This is a genomic window from Paraburkholderia sp. J63, from assembly GCF_905220245.1.
In the GTDB taxonomy this organism is placed as follows: Bacteria; Pseudomonadota; Gammaproteobacteria; order Burkholderiales; family Burkholderiaceae; genus Paraburkholderia.
Window position 1 is genome coordinate 72,539 of the sequence record NZ_CAJMZF010000004.1, and the last position, 17,171, is coordinate 89,709.

Annotated in this window: 15 protein-coding genes; 14 read left to right on the forward strand and 1 reads right to left on the reverse strand. The window is 66.6% G+C overall.

All coding sequences use genetic code 11. The features are described from left to right. Positions 1–20: 20 nt before the first annotated feature. From U5775_RS06260 to U5775_RS06285, 6 genes are all read left to right on the forward strand, one after another. Positions 21–737 (forward strand): ABC transporter permease subunit, encoded by a 717-nt coding sequence (locus U5775_RS06260; RefSeq protein ID WP_322057261.1) that lies wholly within the window; start codon positions 21–23, stop codon positions 735–737. 49 nt (positions 738–786) lie between these two features. Next, positions 787–1,482 carry an ABC transporter permease subunit gene (locus tag U5775_RS06265; RefSeq protein WP_322057262.1) on the forward strand — a complete coding sequence of 232 codons (696 nt, stop codon included), beginning with the start codon at positions 787–789 and terminating at the stop codon, positions 1,480–1,482. Positions 1,483–1,579: 97 nt separating this feature from the next. Next, entirely contained in the window at positions 1,580–2,764 is a 1,185-nt protein-coding gene (locus U5775_RS06270; RefSeq protein WP_322057263.1) for a pyridoxal phosphate-dependent aminotransferase, read from the forward strand. After that, entirely contained in the window at positions 2,757–3,773 is a 1,017-nt protein-coding gene (locus tag U5775_RS06275; protein WP_322057264.1) for a succinylglutamate desuccinylase/aspartoacylase domain-containing protein, read from the forward strand. Before U5775_RS06270 ends, U5775_RS06275 begins: the two co-directional genes overlap by 8 nt. A gap of 66 nt (positions 3,774–3,839) precedes the next feature. Continuing rightward, a complete protein-coding gene (locus U5775_RS06280) occupies positions 3,840–4,658 on the forward strand; it encodes an enoyl-CoA hydratase/isomerase family protein (RefSeq protein ID WP_322057265.1) in 819 nt (272 codons plus the stop codon). Between the two features lie 23 nt (positions 4,659–4,681). After that, complete coding sequence (locus U5775_RS06285) at positions 4,682–6,661, forward strand: FAD-dependent oxidoreductase (RefSeq protein ID WP_322057266.1); 1,980 nt, start codon at positions 4,682–4,684, stop codon at positions 6,659–6,661. Here the strand turns inward: U5775_RS06285 and U5775_RS06290 are convergent. Further along, positions 6,658–7,470, reverse strand: coding sequence for an IclR family transcriptional regulator domain-containing protein (locus U5775_RS06290; RefSeq protein WP_322057267.1), 813 nt, complete (start codon positions 7,468–7,470; stop codon positions 6,658–6,660). The genes U5775_RS06285 and U5775_RS06290 overlap by 4 nt on opposite strands. 101 nt (positions 7,471–7,571) lie before the next feature. Here U5775_RS06290 and U5775_RS06295 point away from each other — a divergent pair, with 101 nt between their 5' ends. The 8 genes from U5775_RS06295 to glyA all read left to right on the forward strand — a co-directional run bounded on the left by U5775_RS06295 (position 7,572) and on the right by glyA (position 17,030). Continuing rightward, positions 7,572–9,152 (forward strand): alkaline phosphatase family protein, encoded by a 1,581-nt coding sequence (locus tag U5775_RS06295; protein ID WP_322057268.1) that lies wholly within the window; start codon positions 7,572–7,574, stop codon positions 9,150–9,152. A gap of 69 nt (positions 9,153–9,221) precedes the next feature. Next, positions 9,222–10,238 (forward strand): TRAP transporter substrate-binding protein DctP, encoded by a 1,017-nt coding sequence (gene dctP / locus U5775_RS06300; protein WP_322057269.1) that lies wholly within the window; start codon positions 9,222–9,224, stop codon positions 10,236–10,238. After that, positions 10,235–10,795, forward strand: a complete 561-nt coding sequence (locus U5775_RS06305) for a TRAP transporter small permease (RefSeq protein ID WP_322057270.1) — start codon at positions 10,235–10,237, stop codon at positions 10,793–10,795. The genes dctP and U5775_RS06305 overlap by 4 nt, the downstream gene beginning before the upstream one ends. After that, entirely contained in the window at positions 10,792–12,084 is a 1,293-nt protein-coding gene (locus tag U5775_RS06310) for a TRAP transporter large permease subunit (RefSeq protein ID WP_322057271.1), read from the forward strand. The genes U5775_RS06305 and U5775_RS06310 overlap by 4 nt, the downstream gene beginning before the upstream one ends. Positions 12,085–12,274: 190 nt before the next feature. Next, the gene (locus U5775_RS06315) at positions 12,275–13,156 is read left to right on the forward strand and encodes an intradiol ring-cleavage dioxygenase (protein ID WP_322057272.1); all 882 of its coding nucleotides are present in this window, start codon (positions 12,275–12,277) and stop codon (positions 13,154–13,156) included. A gap of 121 nt (positions 13,157–13,277) precedes the next feature. Next, complete coding sequence (locus U5775_RS06320; protein WP_415913524.1) at positions 13,278–14,321, forward strand: GlxA family transcriptional regulator; 1,044 nt, start codon at positions 13,278–13,280, stop codon at positions 14,319–14,321. A gap of 165 nt (positions 14,322–14,486) precedes the next feature. Beyond that, positions 14,487–15,698: a M24 family metallopeptidase gene (locus tag U5775_RS06325; protein WP_322057273.1), complete on the forward strand. Its 1,212-nt coding sequence runs from the start codon at positions 14,487–14,489 to the stop codon at positions 15,696–15,698. 72 nt (positions 15,699–15,770) lie between these two features. Continuing rightward, positions 15,771–17,030, forward strand: a complete 1,260-nt coding sequence (gene glyA, locus U5775_RS06330; RefSeq protein WP_322057274.1) for a serine hydroxymethyltransferase — start codon at positions 15,771–15,773, stop codon at positions 17,028–17,030. The last annotated feature ends 141 nt before the right edge of the window (positions 17,031–17,171 follow it).

Consider the following 17,171-nt stretch of genomic DNA (forward strand, 5'->3'; position numbering starts at 1 on the left):
AAGCATAACGGGGGAATAGCATGAATACGTGGACCTGGGTGGCGTATCTCGGCATGGACCCGGACGGCTGGGGCGCTGCCCTGCTGCAGGGCGCGCTCGTCACGCTCGAAATCTCGTTCGGCGCCTTTGCCGTGGGCATCGTGCTCGGGCTTGCGGGCGCGGCGGCCAAGCTCTCGGGCGTGCGCACGCTCGAGCGCATCGCCAACGCGTATACGACGCTGTGCCGCGCGGTGCCCGAGTTGCTGCTGATCCTGCTGCTCTATTACGCGGGCACGGACGCGGTCAATCTGCTGATGCGCGCGATCGGCGTGGGCGACGTGAGCGTCAACGGCTTCGCCGCGGCGGTGACGGTGCTCGGCATCGTGCAGGGCGCCTACGCGGCCGAGATCATCCGGGGCGCGGTGCTCGCGATTCCGTACGGGCAGATCGAGGCGGGGCGCGCATTCGGCGCGCGGCCCGTGCTCGTGTTCCGGCGCGTGATCCTGCCCGCGATGGCGCCTTATGCCCTCGCGGGCTTCGCGAACCTCTGGCTCATCCTCGTCAAGGACAGTGCGCTGATCAGCGTGGTGGGGTATTCGGAGCTGCTCTATACGGCCAAGCAGGCGGCGGGATCGACGCGCGAATATCTGCACTACTACCTGATGGTGGCGGCGGTCTACTTCGTGATAACAACCGTTTCGGGCGCGTTCTTTCGCGAGATCGAGCGCCGCTTCGGCCGCTGGATGCCGCAGGCTTGATGAAACCGCGGCCGGCACGCTGCCGGCCTGACTCTCGCAGGTGACTGTGATGGACTGGACTGTCATATCGTCGTACGGAAACATGCTGCTGCTGGGCCTCGTGGTCACGCTCAAGCTGCTGCTGGTCTCGGGCGTCGCGGGCTTTGCGTTTGCCGTGATCGTCGCGTTCGCGCGGATCTCGCGCAACCCGCTCGTCGCGGGCGCGAGCAAGGGCTTCACGGCGCTGATACGCGGCACGCCGCTGCTCGTGCAGATCTACATCCTCTACTACGGCGTGGGCTCGCTGTTCGCGCAGTGGCCGTGGCTGCGCACGAGCGTGCTGTGGCCGTTCCTGCGCGACGGCTTCTGGTATGTGGCCTTCGCGCTCGTGGTGAGCGTGGGCGCCTATGTGGGCGAGGTGATTCGCGCGGGGCTGCGCGGCGTGCCCAAGGGCGAGCTCGAGGCCGCGCGCGCCATGGGCATGCGGCCGCTGCTGATCGTGCGCCGCGTCTGGCTGCCGCGCGCGATCCAGATCCTGCTGCCGACGCTCGCCGGGGAGTCGGTGATGCTGCTCAAGTCGACAGCGCTCGCCTCCACCGTGGCGGTCATGGACGTGCTTGGCGCTGCTAACTATATTCGCGCGCAAACGCTGCGCACCTACGAGCCCCTGCTCGCGATCGCGGTGATCTACGTCGTGCTCGCCTTCCTGATCGAGCGGGGCTTCGGCTATCTCGAACGTCGCGTGCCGGTTCGCTCGGCGCGCTGAAGGTACGTTGAGGGTACGTTGAAGGGACGAGACAGCACCGTCGGAAACGACAACTCAGGAACAAGGCGCGGCGCAGTGGCCGCCGCAAGGAGACTCCATGAAATTTTCGAAACTCGTTGAGCGCCTGCAGGGCAAGCGCACCTCGGCCTGGGAGATTCACTACGCCGCGCAGCGCGCGCTGGCCGAAGGGCAGGACGTGATCATGCTGAGCGTGGGCGACCCCGACTTCGCGACGCCCGCGCCCATCGTCGAGCGCGCCGTGGCCGCCTTGCGCGGCGGCGACACCCACTATAGCGAGGTGGCGGGCCGCCCGGCGCTGCGCGCGGCGCTCGCGCGCGAGCATACGCGGGCGACGGGCTGCGAAGTCACGATGGACAACGTGATCGTCACCGCAGGCGCGCAGAACGGGCTGTACGCCGTGGCCCAGTGCATCTGCGAAGCGGGCGACGAAGTGATCGTGCCCGAGCCGATGTATCTGACCTATGAGGCCAGCGTGCGCGCCTCGGGCGCGACGCTCGTGCCCGTGCCCGTCGATCCCGCGCGTGGCTTCCATCTCGACCTCGCGCGGCTAGAAGCGGCGATCACGCCGCGCACGAAAGCGATCTTCTTCGCGACGCCGTGCAACCCCACGGGCGCGGTCATGCCGCGCAGCGATCTGGAAGCCATCGCGCGGCTCGCGTGCAAGCACGACCTCTGGGTGCTCGCCGACGAAGTCTATGCGGACCTCGTGTTCGAGCGCGAGCACGTGAGCATTGCATCGCTCGAAGGCATGGCCGGGCGCACGATCACGCTGGGCAGCTTTTCCAAGTCGCACGCGATGCCGGGCTGGCGCGTGGGCTGGGCCGTGGCGCCCGCGCCGCTCGTCGAGCATCTCGAACGGCTCGCGCTGTGCATGCTTTACGGACTGCCAGGTTTCATCCAGGAGGGCGCGCTCGCGGGGCTCGAACAGCGCGAGCAGATCGTGAGCGCGATGCGCGATGTCTACCGGCGCCGCCGCGACGTCGTCCACGAACGCCTGAGCCGCGTGCCCGGCCTGCGCTGCCTGTTGCCGGAGGCCGGCATGTTCATGATGGTGGACGTGCGCGGCACCGGGCTCGATACGCACGCGTTCACGTGGCAGCTCTTTCATGCGCAGAAGGTCTCGCTGCTCGACGCGAGCGCGTTCGGCGATACCGCGCAGGGCTTCGTGCGCTTCGGCTTCGTGGTGGACGAGAAGCGTCTTGTCGATGCCTGCGAGCGGATCGCGTCGTTCGTCGCGAGCCTGGAGGCGGTCGATGCATGACGCGCTCGATCTGAGCGTGGCCGGCGACTCGGGCGCGCCGCTGCCGCTGTGCGCCTGGCGGCTGCAGGGGCGCGATAGCGGACCCGGCGGCCCCAGCGTTTATTTGCAGGCAGGCCTGCACGCGGACGAGATCGCGGGCATGCACGTACTGCACACGCTATTGCCGCGCCTGCGCGAGGCGCGCGAGAACGGGCGCCTCGCCGGCACGGTCACGGTCGTGCCGCAGGCGAATCCGCTTGGCCTCGCGCAGTTCCGCCACGGCCGGCTGCTCGGCCGCTTCCACGACGCGACGAGTCGCAACTTCAACCGCCATTTTCACGAGTCGATCGCCACCGAGCGCGGGCCCACCACGTTCGCCGCGTGGCAAAAGACGCTCTTCGAACTCGCGCGCGAGGCGCAGATCGTCCTGGACCTGCATACGGATTCGGACGCACTGCCTTACCTCTACGTTCATGGGAGTTTCTGGCCCGAGGCGCGCGATCTTGCCGCCGCATTGCGTGCCGAAGTGGCGATCGTCTGGGACGAGGACGACGACGGCGCGTTCGAAGGTGCGATCGTGGCGCACGGCCAGCGCGAGCCGCGGCTGCGCCTCGCGGCGACGATCGAGCTGCGCGGGCAATCGGACGTGAGCGACGCCCTCGCGCAGCGCGATGCCGATGGCCTCTACCGCTTCCTGTGCGCGCGCGGCGTCATTGACGAGCCCGTGGAGCGCACCGACTGGGAAGGTGAGGCCGTGCCCATCGCGCACATGGAAACGGTTTTCGCGCCGGTCTCGGGTGTGCTCGTTTATACCTGCGAGCTGGGCGAGCGGGTGGCGCAGGGCGCGCCGATTGCGCGCATCGTCGCGCGGCCGGGCGATCTGTCCAGCGAGGTCGTACTGAGGGCGCCGCAATGCGGCCGGGTCGTGACCCGTAGCCGCGACCGGCTGATCGCGCAGGGCGACGTCGCGCTCAAGCTGACCGGCTCGCAGCCGTCGGCCAACTGGCGTGGTGGCGCGCTCGATCCATAAGAACTGCGAAGGATTTGTGCGGGATGCACGAATTCAGACCATCGCAACCATCGGAGAGATTCCATCGTGCAACACGACGCGCCGTTCCTGCCGCCGCACGACACGCCGGACCGCGTGCGCTGCTGGCACCGCTCCGGTGTCGCGCATATCCGCCTCAACCGTCCGCAGGCGCTGAACGCGCTTGACGAGGCCACGGCGCTCGCGTTCCGCGATGCGTGCCGCGCCGTGGCCGCCGATTCGAGCGTGCGGGCCGTGGTCCTGAGCGGCGAAGGCCGCGCCTTTTGCGTCGGCGGCGATCTCGCCTCGATGCGCGAGCGACCCGTCGAAGGCGCGCATGCGCTGATCCGGCCCATGCACGAGGCCATCGTGCTGCTGGCCGCGATGCCGGCGCCCGTGATCGCGAGCGTGCAGGGCGCCGTGGCCGGAGGCGGTCTGGGCCTGGCGCTGGCCGCCGATCTCTGCATCGCCGCCGAGGGCACGCGCTTCGACTTTGCCTACGCGAAGGTGGGCACGTCGCCCGATTGCTCGACCTCGTGGACGCTGCCGCGGCTCGTCGGGCTGCGCAAGGCGGCCGAGATCGCGCTGCTCGGCGAGCGTTTCGACGCCGATGAGGCGCTGCGTCTGGGCATCGTGAACCGCGTGGTCGCCGCCGCGGATCTCGAGACCGCGACGCAGGCCATGGCGAGCCGCCTTGCCGACGGGCCGCCCGTTGCGCTGGCCCGCACGCGGCAGCTATTGCGCGCGTCGCTCGATCGTTCGCTCGACGAGCAGCTCGCGGCGGAACTCGCGGGCTTTCTGTCGTGTGCCGCGACGACGGATTTCAGCGAGGGGCTGGACGCGTTCTTCGAGAAACGCGCGGCGCGCTTCGTTGGCAGAACTCATTGATGCAACCGGTCAGGTACGCTTTCATGAATGCTTCCTTGTTTCCCCAGCTTTTCTCGCCGCTGAAACTGCGCGGCGTGACGCTCAAGAACCGCATCATGTCGACGGGGCACGACACGACGATGCCCACCGACGGTCACGTCAACGACGTGCTCGTCGCCTATCACGAGGCCCGTGCGCGCGGCGGCGCGGGACTGATCGTGATGCAGGTCGCTGGCGTGCACGAGACCGCGCGCTATACCTCGCACCTGCTGATGGCGACCGACGACAGCTGCATTGCGGGCTACCAGCGCCTCGCCGATGCGGTGCACGCGCACGGTTGCAGCTTGTTTTCACAGCTTTTTCATCCCGGGCGCGAGCTGATGGAGTCGGCCGACGGGCTGCTCGCGGTGGCCTATGCGCCGTCGTCGGCGCCCAACGAGCGCTTTCGCGTGATGCCGCGCGAACTCTCGCACGCGATGATCGACGAGATCGTGCGCGGCTACGGACAGGCCGCGCGCCGCATGCACGAAGCGGGACTCGACGGCGTGGAGTTCGTGGCGAGCCACGGCTATCTGCCCTCGCAATTCCTGAATCCGCGCGTGAACCATCGCACCGACGCCTATGGCGGCACGCCTGAAAACCGTCTGCGCTTCCTTCGCGAAGTGCTCGACGAAATCCGTCGCGAGACCTCGGAAGACTTCGTGATCGGCATGCGCATCAGCGCGGGCGAGCGTGACGCGAGCGGCCTCACGGCCGAAGACGCGCTTCACGCGTGCACGCAGCTTCAGGCGCATCTGGACTACGTGAACATCATCGCGGGCAACTCGGCGTCGCTGGGCGGCGCGGTGCATATCGTGCCGCCCATGGCGTTCGCCAACGCCTACGTGGCCGCCGATTCGCGAGCGTTCAAGGAGCGTCTCTCGATTCCGGTGTTCGTCGGCGGCCGGATTAATCAGCCTCACGAAGCCGAAGCGGTCATTGCGAAGGGCCAGGCCGACGTGTGCGGCATGACGCGCGCGCTGATCTGCGATCCGCAGATGCCGGTCAAGGCGCAGGCGGGCAAGACCGACGATATTCGCGCGTGCATCGGCTGCAATCAGGCCTGCATCGGCCACTTCCATCGCGGCTATCCGATCTCGTGCATCCAGCATCCCGAGACGGGGCGCGAGCTCACTTACGGCGAGATGAAGCCGGCCGCGCGGCGGCGCAGGGTCGTGGTGGTGGGCGGCGGCCCGGCCGGCATGAAGGCGGCGGCCACGGCGGCGCAGCGCGGGCACGACGTCACGCTCTACGAGGCCGGCAACCAGTTGGGCGGCCAGGCGCTGATCGCGCAGTTGCTGCCGCGCCGCAGCGAATTCGGCGGCCTCGCGACGAATCTCGCGCGCGAGCTCGAATTGTCGGGCGCGCGCGTGGTGAAGCACACGCGCGTGGATGCGGCGATGATCCGCGATCTGCGGCCCGACGCGGTCATTCTCGCGACGGGCGCGACGCCTTATCTGCCCGAGTTCGAGAGCGACGGCGGCGTGGTCGTGGTGAACGCGTGGCAGGTGCTGCGCGGCGAAGTGCCAGTGGGTGCTCGCGCGCTCGTGGTCGACTGGCGCTCCGACTGGATCGGGCCCGGCGTGGCGGAACTGCTCGCGCGCGCGGGCACGGCGGTCCGGCTCGCGGTGAACGGCACGCACGCGGGCGAGATGCTGCCGCTTTATGTGCGCGACGACATTGCCGCCGAATTGCATCGCCGCCAGATTCCGGTGACGCCCTACGCGCGCCTGTACGGATGCGATGGCGACACCGTGTTCATGCAGCACACCACGAGCGAGGAGCCCATCGTGTTCGAGGGCGTCGATACGCTCGTGCTCTGCCACGGGCATCGGCCCGAGTCGGGGCTCGAAGCGGCCTTGCGACCGCTCGCCGATGGCCGTGATACGCCGCTCGCCGAGCTGATCGTGATCGGCGACTGCATGGCGCCGCGCACGGCGGAGGAGGCCGTGTACGAAGGGTTGAAGGCGGGGTGGCAGGTTTAGGGCGAACTAGCGAGACGCGCACCAATCCGCGCGGCCGCGCCGCGCAGATCCTCCAGATGGCGCGCGGCCATTTCCTCGACCTTGAAGAGCCGGTCGAACCACACGATGTTGATGCACCCGGCAATCGCGCCATCGGGCGCATCGATCGGCACCGCGAGCGCGGACAAGCCATCGTCGTATTGCGCGCGCGATTTGTCGTACGCGCCGCCAAAATTGCGCTCGCGCGCACCATAGCCTCGCCGGCGCGTTTCGTTGAGCAGTTGCTGGACGTAGCGCCGGTCGTGGGCGCGCTCGTCGCCGGGGCGCTGGCCTTCGCGCAGCGCTTCGAGTATCGACTCGCGTTCCTCGTCGGGGCAGAACGCCAGATACGCGCGCCCGACCGCCGAGCGCAGCATGTTGATCTCATAGCCGAGCTTGTCGCGGTTCACGACGAAGTACGAGCGCGTGCGGTTCGACTCGCACAGCGCCATCGTCGTGCCGCGCCGCACGGCGAGGTCCGATGGCCAGAGAATGTGGCCCTGCAACTGGTCCAGCTCCGCCACCGCGCATTCGATCAGATGGTCCACGCGATCAAGGCGCCGCGCGCGTGCCTGCAGCGTATAGCTCGGGCGAAACAGCCCGTCGGCCAGCCGTTGCCAGATCAGCCCCTGGCGCTCTAACGTCAGAAGAATGCGCAGCAGCGTGGCTTTGGCAATGCCCGTGTGCAGATGCAGGTCGTGCAGGCTCGCGGCCTGCAGTTCCTGCAGGGTCTTGAGCGTGACGAGCCCCCGTTCGAGGGCGTCGATAGTCTTGACTTTGGGGGACCACATAGCCGAATCCATTGCGTTTCACTGAGTGAAATCTTCTCAGAAATCGCTGGGTCGCGCACCTGGGCTGTTCTACGCTTGCCTCCATCGAAAGGAGAGAAGCGATGGAGACAGTCAAGAACATCCTGTTCGTGATGTGCGATCAATTGCGCTGGGACTACCTGTCCTGCTACGGCCACCCGACGCTGCACACGCCCCATATCGATGCGCTCGCGCGGCGCGGCGTGCGCTTCGAGCGCGCGTACGTGCAAAGCCCGGTGTGCGGGCCGTCGCGCATGTCGTACTACACGGGCCGCTACGTGGCGAGCCATCGCGCGTACTGGAATTTCGTGCCGCTGCCCGTGGGCGAACTCACGCTCGGCGACTACCTGCGCACGCGCGGCATGCGCGTCGCGCTCGCGGGCAAGACGCATATGGTCGCCGACAAGGCGGGCATGGAGCGCCTCGGCATGAGCCATGAGTCACCGGGCGCGGTGCTGGTGGAGGAGTGCGGCTTCGAGCCCTTCGATCGCGACGACGGCATCCATCCGGGTTTGTTTGGCGCTCGCGTGGAAACGCTGTATTGCGATTATCTGCGCGGCAAGGGCTACGAGGGCGACAATCCCTGGCATGACTATGCCAATTCGGCCGAGGGCGAGAACGGCGAGATCCTGAGCGGCTGGAAGATGCGCCACGCGGCAAAGCCGGCGCGCGTTCGCGAGGAGCATTCGGAAACGCCGTACATGATCGATCGCGCGATGGCGTTCATCCGCGAGCAGGGCGACGCGCCGTGGTGCCTGCATCTGAGCCTCATCAAGCCGCACTGGCCGTACATGGCGCCCGCGCCCTACCACGACATGTACGGCCCTGAGGACGTCAAGCCCGCCGTGCGTGCGCTCGACGAGCGCGAGCGTCCGCACTCGGTCGTCGGCGCGTTCATGAAGCACGACGAAAGCGTGAGCTTTTCGCGCGACGAAGTGCGCGAGACGGTCATTCCCACCTATATGGGGCTCGTGAAGCAGATCGACGACCACCTCGGTCGTTTGTTCGCATTCCTGCGCGAAACGGGCCGCGAGCAGGACACGATGATCGTGTTCACGAGCGACCACGGCGACTACCTGGGCGACCACTGGCTCGGCGAGAAGGAGCTCTTTCACGATGCTTCGTCGCGCGTGCCGCTCATCGTCGTCGATCCGCGCCGCGAGGCCGACGCCACGCGCGGCACCGTCGAGCGGCGGCTCGTCGAGGCGATCGACGTGTTGCCCACGTTTCTCGAAGCGGCGGGCGTGGAAGTGCCCGGCCATATCGTCGAGGGCCGCTCGCTGCAGCCGCTGCTGCACGGCGCGCGTGACGTGTCGTGGCGCGACGCCGTGTTCAGCGAGTTCGACTATTCGTTCCGCTCGCGCACGCGCACGCTGCTGGGCCGCGAACTCGACGGCTGCCGTTGCTTCATGGTGTTCGACGGCCGCTGGAAATACATCCATTACGACGGCTTCGCGCCGCAACTGTTCGATCTCGCGATGGACCCCCGCGAGCTGAACGACCTGGGGTCCGACGCGCAGCACGCGAGCGTGCGCGCCGAACTGCACGAGCGCCTGTTCGACTGGCTGCGCCATCGCACGTTGAGGCAGACGGCGCCTGCGCGCCTGGTCGAGCGCTGGACCGAGGTCTCGGAGAAGGGCGGCATCCTGCTCGGCGACTGGTAGGGGTTTTCACGGGCGCCGGCCCCCGCCGCAGTCGAGCCGGCTCATAAATTCAAACATGCAGGAGACACCATGTATCGCCTTATCGCAGCCCCGCTCGTGGCGCTGGCGCTGGCGTTACCGGCCATGGCGCACGCCGCCACGACGCTGGTCGTCAACGCCTTTCTGCCGCCGCAGCACATCTTCAACGCCGAGGTCATGAAGCCGTGGGCCGAGGACGTCGAGCGCGTCACGCAAGGGCGCGTCAAGGTCGTCTTTCCGCCCACCAGCATCGGCTCGCCGCAGCAGCAGTGGGACGTCGTGCGCAAGCGCATCGTGGACGGCGCCTATATCTTCAACGGCCTCATCCAGAACCAGGCGAGCCTCGTGCAGCTCGCGCATCTGCCGCTCGGCTCCTCGTCCGCCGAGGGCATGTCGGTCGCGCTCTGGCGCACCTACGAGAAGTATTTCGCCAAAGCGGACCAGTATCGCGACGTCCATCTGCTCGCGCTCGTGGTGTTTCCGGCGGGCGAAATCTACAGCCTCAAGCGGCCTGTCACGTCGATGCAGGCGATACGCGGCGTGAAATACTGGGCACTGCCAGGTATTGCCTCGACGCTGATGGACCGCGGCGGTGCGGGCGTGGTGGCCACGCCCGCCGCGAAAATGAGCGAGCTCGTGGCGGGGGGCACCGTGGACGGCTTCGCCGGCATTCCGGAGATGGACGCCGCGCGTTTCAACGTGGTCCGCTATGCGCGCTTCGAGACGACCGTGCCCGGCGGCATTACCGCGCCAAGCTTCTCGCTGTTCGTGAACAAGCAGGTCTGGGCGTCGATTGCGCCGGCCGACCGCGCGGCCATCACGGCGCTCTCGGGGGAGGCGTTCGCGCACCGGATGGCCGTGATCGACGCGGCGAACCGGCAGGCGCGCGAACAAGCCGTGGCTAGCGGACTCAAGCTCGTCGATCCGCCGCCCGCGTTCGTCGCCGAGCTGCGTGCGCTGGCGCAGCCGCTGGACGCGCAATGGATCGCCGAGGCGGACCAGCTGCACGTGGACGGCGCGGCGGCCCTCGCCTACTACCGTGACGAAGCGAAACAGGAGGCAAGATGAGCCACGCGAATCCTTCCGCCGCATTGCACCCGCCAGGCATGCTCGCCGATGGCGCGTGCGGCCGCCGCGAACGCGTCGCCGCACGCTGGCTGCGGCGCATTCTCGGCGCGGTCGTGGCGCTCGTGCTGCTCTCGATCATGGGCCTCACGTTCTGCGACGTGTTCATGCGCTACTGGTTTTCCGCGCCCATCCGCGGCGCATCGGAGATCGTGCGTTTCGGCATGGCGATCCTCATTTTCTCGGCGTTTCCGCTCGTCACGCTCGGCCAGCAGCACATCACCGTGAACCTGCTGCAAGGGCGCTTCGGGCGCATGGGCAGTTGGCTGCAACATCTGTTCGTGTTGCTCGTGAGTCTCGCGGCCGTGGGCATCATGACCTGGCAGCTTGCCAGCGACGGCGCCGATCTCGCCCGCAACCGCATCACCACGACCGTGCTCGAATGGCCGCTCGCACCGCTCAGTTATTTCATGAGTGTCCTCTCGGGCGTCACGCTGCTCGTGCTGCTCGCGCTCACGTTCGATCATCTCGCCGCGCTCGGCCGCAAGGAATCGCCATGACACTCGCCCTTTCCGGCTTCGTCGCCGTTCTGCTGTTTGCGTTCGTCGGCGTGCCGCTCGGCTTTGCGATGCTCGGCATCGGCGTGGCCTCTTTCGCGCTGATTCGCGGCTGGGAGCCCGCGCTCGCCATGGCCGGCATGACGATCGCCGATCTCGCGGCCAACGAGAATCTTTCCGTGCTGCCCATGTTCATCCTGATGGGCACCTTCATCTATAAGGCCGATCTAGCCGAGGAGCTTTACGACGCGGCCAACGCATGGATCGGCCACTTCAAGGGCGGACTCGCGCACGCTACGGTGCTGGCCTGCGCGGGCTTCGCCTCGATGTCGGGCAGCTCGATCGCCACGGCCGCCACCATGACCAAGGTCGCGATGCCGCCCATGCGCCGCCACCGCTACGCGGACAGCCTCGCCGCCGGCTGCGTGAGCTCGGGCGGCACGCTGGGCGCGCTGATTCCGCCGAGCTTCCCGCTGTTGATATACGGAGTCCTTACCGATCAGGATATCGGCAAGCTCTTTATCGCGGGCATTGGCCCCGGCCTCCTGCTGGGCGCGCTGTTTCTGCTGTCGATCTGGTGGACCGTGCGCCGCGATCCAGCCAAAGGCCCGCGCGGCGAGCGCGTGGACTGGCGCACGCGCTTTCGCAAGCTCGGCAAGATCTGGGGCGTGCTCGCGCTGTTCCTGATCGTGGTGGGCGGCCTCTATGGCGGCGTCTTCACGGCGACCGAGGCGTCGAGCGTGGGCGCGACGGGCGCGCTCGTGTTCGCGGGCCTGCGCCGCAAGCTCAGTTGGGCGCTGCTGTTCGAGTCGCTCGTGGAGGCGGGCAAGACCACGGCGATGATTTTCGCCATTGCCTTCGGCGGCATGGTGTTCGCAAACTTCATCACGCTTTCGGGCCTCACCGCCACGCTGGTGGCGTGGATACACGCGCTGCATTTGCCGCTGCTCGGCGTGATCGCCGTCATCACCGGCATCTACATCGTGCTCGGCTCGCTCATGGAAGCGCTCGCGATGATGCTGCTCACGATTCCTGTCTTCGCGGCGGTCGTGCAGCCGCTCGGCGCGAACATGATCTGGTTCGGCATCTACGTGGCGATGATGATGGAGATCGGCATGATTCATCCGCCCGTGGGCATGAACGTGTTCATGGTGAAAACCATGCTGCCCGACTTGTCGATTCGCACCATTTTTCGCGGTACGTTACCGTTTCTCTGCGCGAATATCGTCGCGCTCGTCGTGGTGATCCTCGTGCCCGGCATTGCGCTCGAACTCGTCAAGCTCATGCGCTGAATGCCGCGCGCGCGGATTGCGCGGCGCAGCATCCGCGCGGAGCGCGATTATTTGCGAACTGCGAATGCCGTAATCGCTGAGGTGGCGGTTGTTGTCGCCCCATCAAGGCCCTAAAGTGAACAAAGCGGTGGGCAAGGCGGTTGAACGAAGCGTATCTGCCTGGCACCAGAAAAACCGGAAAGGAGACACCATGTCGATCAATGGCACCGAGGCCGAGCGCGCCTTGACGGAGCAGGTCGTCGCGCGCTTTGCCGATACCCCCGATGCGCGCCTGCGCACGCTGATGCAAGCGCTCGTGCGCCATCTGCATGCCTTCGTGCACGAAACGGAGCCGACCGAGGCCGAGTGGCTGGCGGCCATCCGCTTTCTGACCGAGACGGGCCAGATGTGCGATAACGTCGTGCGCCAGGAGTTCATTCTGCTATCCGATACGCTGGGCGTCTCGATGCTCGTCGACGCGATCAATCACCGCTACGCCACGGGCGCGACCGACACGACCGTGTTCGGTCCGTTCTACATCGAAGGCATGCCCGAGCGCACCTACGGCGAGAACATGGCGTTCACGCCGGGTACGCCGGCGCTCGTGCATGGCCGCGTGCTCTCGACCGACGGCAAGCCCGTGGCCAATGCGTTGCTCGACGTGTGGCAGACGGCCGAGAACGGCATGTACTCGGGGCAGGACACCGCGCAGCCGCACGGCAACCTGCGCGGGCGCTACCGGACCGACGCGCAAGGCCGCTATGCGATCCGCACGATTGTTCCGGTGTGCTATCCAATTCCGACCGACGGGCCGGTGGGGCGCATGCTCCAGGCGACGAAGCGGCATCCGTGGCGGCCCGCGCATCTGCACTTCATGATTACGGCGCCAGGCCACAGCACGCTCGTGACGCACCTGTTCAACCAGAACGACCCGTACCTCGAATCGGACGCCGTATTCGGCGTGAAGTCTTCGCTGCTCGTCGATTATTGCGAGCGCCCGGCGGGGGACGAGACCGGGCGGCAGTTCGGCTTCGAAGAGGGCTTTAGCGAAGCGCGCTACGACTTCGTGCTGGAGCGCGCGGGAGAGCGTTGACGCGCCGGGGCGCGAACGCGCACTCCCGTAGTGCGGGTCAGCGCAGATTGGTCGCTTGCATGGACAGACGTTAAGATGTCGGGACCTGGCTGGCCACTCCCTGCTGTCGACCCCGATTCCCATGATGACGACTCCGCTCCGGCACTCGCCGCCGTCCAACGAACGTGACCCACGTGACCCACGTGATGCGCGTGACGGCATGCACGACCTGCGCGTGATGCGGTATGGCTTCCTGCTGCTCGAGAATTTTTCGCTGATCGCGCTGGGCGCCGCCATCGATCCGCTGCGGATCGCCAATATGATCGTCGGGCGCCGGGTGTACGACTATCGCCTTATTGGCCCGGGCAGCGATTTCGTTCCGTCGAGTGACGGCATCCGCGTCGTCCCCGACGTTTCGATGTCGGCCAGCGAGCCCTTCGACGTGGTGTTCGTGGTCGGGCCGAATCCCATTGCGCGCAAGGGCACGGGGGCCGTCGTCGACTGGCTGCGCCGCCAGGCGGGCAAGGGCGCGGCGCTCGGCGGGCTCGATACGGGCAGCTACTTTCTGGCGCGCGCGGGATTGCTCAACGGCTATCGCTGCACGATCCATTGGGAAGACCAGGACGTGCTGATGGAGCAGTTCCCCAGGCTGACCGTTTCCACGCGGCTGTTCGAAGTCGACCGCGACCGCTATACCTGCAGCGGCGGCGTGGCGCCGCTCGATCTGATGGTGCATCTGCTGGCGAACCCGCCCGGCAGCCAGGCGCTGGCGGCGCGGGTGCTCGAACTGCTGGTGGCGGAGCCGCGCAGCCGCGAATATCGTCAGCAGACCTCATTGCGCCAATATATCGGCGCGGAGCACGCCAAGCTCGACGAGGCGCTGCAACTCATGGAAAGCAACGTCGACGAGCCGCTGGCCGTGCCCGAGATCGCGTCCCACCTGGGGGTCTCGCAACGGCAGCTTCAGCGCTGGTTCCAGGAGCGCCTCGGCAAGTCGCCGGCCGAAGCCTACCTGGAGATTCGGCTCCTGCGCGCGCGGCAGCTTCTGTATCGCACGGCCACTTCGCTCGAGGAAGTGTGCGTACGCACAGGTTTCACCTCGACGACACATTTCTCCACGCGCTACAAGGCGCAATTCCAGATCTCTCCAATCGCCGACCGGCGCCGCTATCAGGACGCGCTGTAGTGCCGCCCCGATAGCGGCCGGGAGCACCCGGGCGGGCGGAATTCATGGTTAACCCGATTTGTCCAATTCCACAATTGCACCGTCCATTTCAGAAATTCTCCAAATCCCCCAGCTTCTACCATTGGCTCACACCCACCACGCTTTATTTATCTCTGGAGCGAGCTCATGAAGATGGAGAACCTGATTCGAATCGAGAACGGCGAGAAGGCCAGGCACACGTTTTCCGACGCGGAATACGCAACCCGCCAACACAAGCTGCGCGAGCTGATGGCGCGCGAGAACATCGACGCCGCGCTGTTCACCTCGTACCACAACATCAACTATTACTCGGACTTCCTCTACTGCTCGTTCGGCCGAAAATACGGCCTCGTCGTCACGCCCACGAAGGTCGTCTCGATCTCGGCCAACATCGACGGCGGCCAGCCGTGGCGGCGCACGGTCGGTGACTACAACGTGGTCTACACGGACTGGCAGCGCGATAACTTCTTCCGGGCCGTGCAGGGCGAGATCGCGAACAAGGGCCGCGTGGGCATCGAGTTCGATCACGTGCCGGTCGAGGTGCTCGCGAAGCTGAAGGCGGCGCTGCCGTCGGTCGAATTCGTCGACATCGGCGCGCAAACGATGCGCATGCGGATGATCAAGTCCGACGAGGAGATCGCGCTCATCAAGCATGGCGCGAACGTCTGCGATATCGGTGGCGCGGCGCTCGCGGCGGCGGTGCGCGAAGGCGTGCCCGAGCACGAGGTGGCGCTCGCCTCCACGCAGGCGATGGTGCGCGAAATCGCGCGCCGCTTTCCCGATTCGGAATTGATGGACACGTGGACGTGGTTCCAGTCGGGCATCAATACCGATGGCGCGCACAACCCGGTCACGACGCGCAAAGTGCAGAAGGGCGACATCCTGAGCCTGAACTGCTTCTCGATGATCGCCGGCTATTACACGGCGCTGGAGCGCACGATGTTTTTCGACCATTGCCCCGAAGCGCATCTGCGCCTCTGGAAGGTCAATGTCGAAGTGCACGAAGCCGGTCTGAAGCTCATCAAGCCGGGCGCGCGTTGCGGCGACATCGCGCTCGAACTCAACAAGATCTACGCGGAATACGGGCTCTTGCAGTACCGCACCTTCGGCTATGGCCACTCGTTCGGCGTGCTCTCGCACTACTATGGCCGCGAGGCGGGGCTCGAATTGCGCGAAGACATCGACACCATTCTCGAGCCCAACATGGTCGTCTCGATGGAGCCGATGATCATGCTGCCCGAAGGCCAGCCCGGCGCCGGCGGCTACCGCGAGCACGACATCCTCGTGGTTGGCGAGAAGGGCGCCACCAACATCACCGCGTTCCCGTACGGTCCGCAGCACAACATCATCAAGGCCTGATCCGGATCTCGCTGCCCCGCGGCGCCTGCTGCGGGCTCCCTTTTCCCTTTCGTCGTGGCAGGAGACGTTATCGTGTTTTCCAGGGAACAAACGATTGCCGGATTCGATCCGGATCTCGCCGAAGCCATGCAGCTCGAACGCGCGCGCCAGGAAGCGCATATCGAGCTGATTGCTTCGGAGAACTATGCGAGCCCGCGCGTGCTCGAAGCGCAGGGCTCCGTCCTCACCAACAAATACGCGGAGGGTTATCCCGGCAAGCGCTATTACGGCGGCTGCGAGCACGTCGACGTGGTCGAGCAACTCGCGATCACGCGCGCCAAGGCGCTGTTCGGCGCCGACTTCGCGAACGTGCAGCCGCATAGCGGATCGCAGGCCAATGCGGCCGTGTACCTGGCGTTGCTTTCGCCCGGCGACACCATCCTGGGCATGAGTCTCGCGCACGGCGGCCATCTCACGCATGGCGCGAAGGTCTCGTTTTCCGGGAAGATCTTCAACGCGGTGCAATACGGGGTGGACACGAACACGGGCCTCATCGACTACGGCGAGGTGGAGCGCCTCGCGCTCGAGCATCGTCCGCGCATGATCGTCGCGGGCTTCTCCGCTTACTCGCGGGTGCTCGATTTCGCCCGCTTCAGGCGCATCGCGGACGAGGTGGGGGCGTGGCTCTTCGTGGACATGGCGCACGTGGCAGGGCTCGTGGCCGCGGGGGTGTATCCGAACCCGGTGCCGTTTGCCGACGTGGTGACCACGACCACGCACAAGACCTTGCGCGGCCCCCGTGGCGGCCTGATTCTCGCGCGCGCGAACGCCGAGATCGAAAAGAAGCTCAACGCCATGGTGTTTCCGGGCACGCAGGGTGGTCCGTTGATGCATGCGATCGCGGCCAGGGCGGTCGCGTTCAGGGAGGCGCAGAGCCCCGAATTCAGGGCGTACCAGCAACGCACGCTCGCCAACGCGCGCGCCATGGTGGCGGTCTTCAATGCGCGCGGCTACGACGTGGTTTCGGGCGGCACCGACAACCATCTGTTTCTCGTGAGTCTCGTGAAGAAAGGCATGACCGGCAAGGACGCGGACGCCGCGCTCGGCCGCGTGCATATCACGGTGAACAAGAACGCCGTGCCCAACGATCCGCAGTCGCCGTTCGTCACGAGCGGCATTCGCATCGGCACGCCCGCGATCACGACGCGCGGTTTCGACGAGGACGGCGCGGCGCTCACCGCGCGGCTGATTTGCGAGGTGCTCGATCATCTGGGCGATGCGCAGGTGGAAGCGCGCGTGCGCGAGGAGGTGGCGCAGCTATGCGCGCGCTATCCGGTCTATCGCGATCTGTGAGGCGCTTCGAAGGGCGGACGCTTTGCGCCCACGCCCCGAATGCCCCCGAGGCAGGGCATTTTCTGGCACTATCGCGGACGGTGCGGGCCGTCTGCGAATGTGCGGATCCCGATCAGCAAAACGTATGAGAGCACAACGAGA

What these genes read in the sequence shown, in the direction of transcription:
- U5775_RS06325 (WP_322057273.1), top strand. Translation starts at nt 14,487, where the DNA reads ATGAAGATGGAGAACCTGATTCGAATCGAGAACGGCGAGAAGGCCAGG.
- U5775_RS06305 (WP_322057270.1), top strand. Translation starts at nt 10,235, where the DNA reads ATGAGCCACGCGAATCCTTCCGCCGCATTGCACCCGCCAGGCATGCTC.
- U5775_RS06320 (WP_415913524.1), top strand. Translation starts at nt 13,278, where the DNA reads ATGATGACGACTCCGCTCCGGCACTCGCCGCCGTCCAACGAACGTGAC.
- dctP (WP_322057269.1), top strand. Translation starts at nt 9,222, where the DNA reads ATGTATCGCCTTATCGCAGCCCCGCTCGTGGCGCTGGCGCTGGCGTTA.
- U5775_RS06315 (WP_322057272.1), top strand. Translation starts at nt 12,275, where the DNA reads ATGTCGATCAATGGCACCGAGGCCGAGCGCGCCTTGACGGAGCAGGTC.
- U5775_RS06265 (WP_322057262.1), top strand. Translation starts at nt 787, where the DNA reads ATGGACTGGACTGTCATATCGTCGTACGGAAACATGCTGCTGCTGGGC.
- U5775_RS06310 (WP_322057271.1), top strand. Translation starts at nt 10,792, where the DNA reads ATGACACTCGCCCTTTCCGGCTTCGTCGCCGTTCTGCTGTTTGCGTTC.
- U5775_RS06295 (WP_322057268.1), top strand. Translation starts at nt 7,572, where the DNA reads ATGGAGACAGTCAAGAACATCCTGTTCGTGATGTGCGATCAATTGCGC.
- U5775_RS06270 (WP_322057263.1), top strand. Translation starts at nt 1,580, where the DNA reads ATGAAATTTTCGAAACTCGTTGAGCGCCTGCAGGGCAAGCGCACCTCG.
- U5775_RS06260 (WP_322057261.1), top strand. Translation starts at nt 21, where the DNA reads ATGAATACGTGGACCTGGGTGGCGTATCTCGGCATGGACCCGGACGGC.
- U5775_RS06285 (WP_322057266.1), top strand. Translation starts at nt 4,682, where the DNA reads ATGAATGCTTCCTTGTTTCCCCAGCTTTTCTCGCCGCTGAAACTGCGC.
- U5775_RS06275 (WP_322057264.1), top strand. Translation starts at nt 2,757, where the DNA reads ATGCATGACGCGCTCGATCTGAGCGTGGCCGGCGACTCGGGCGCGCCG.
- U5775_RS06290 (WP_322057267.1), bottom strand. Translation starts at nt 7,470, where the DNA reads ATGTGGTCCCCCAAAGTCAAGACTATCGACGCCCTCGAACGGGGGCTC.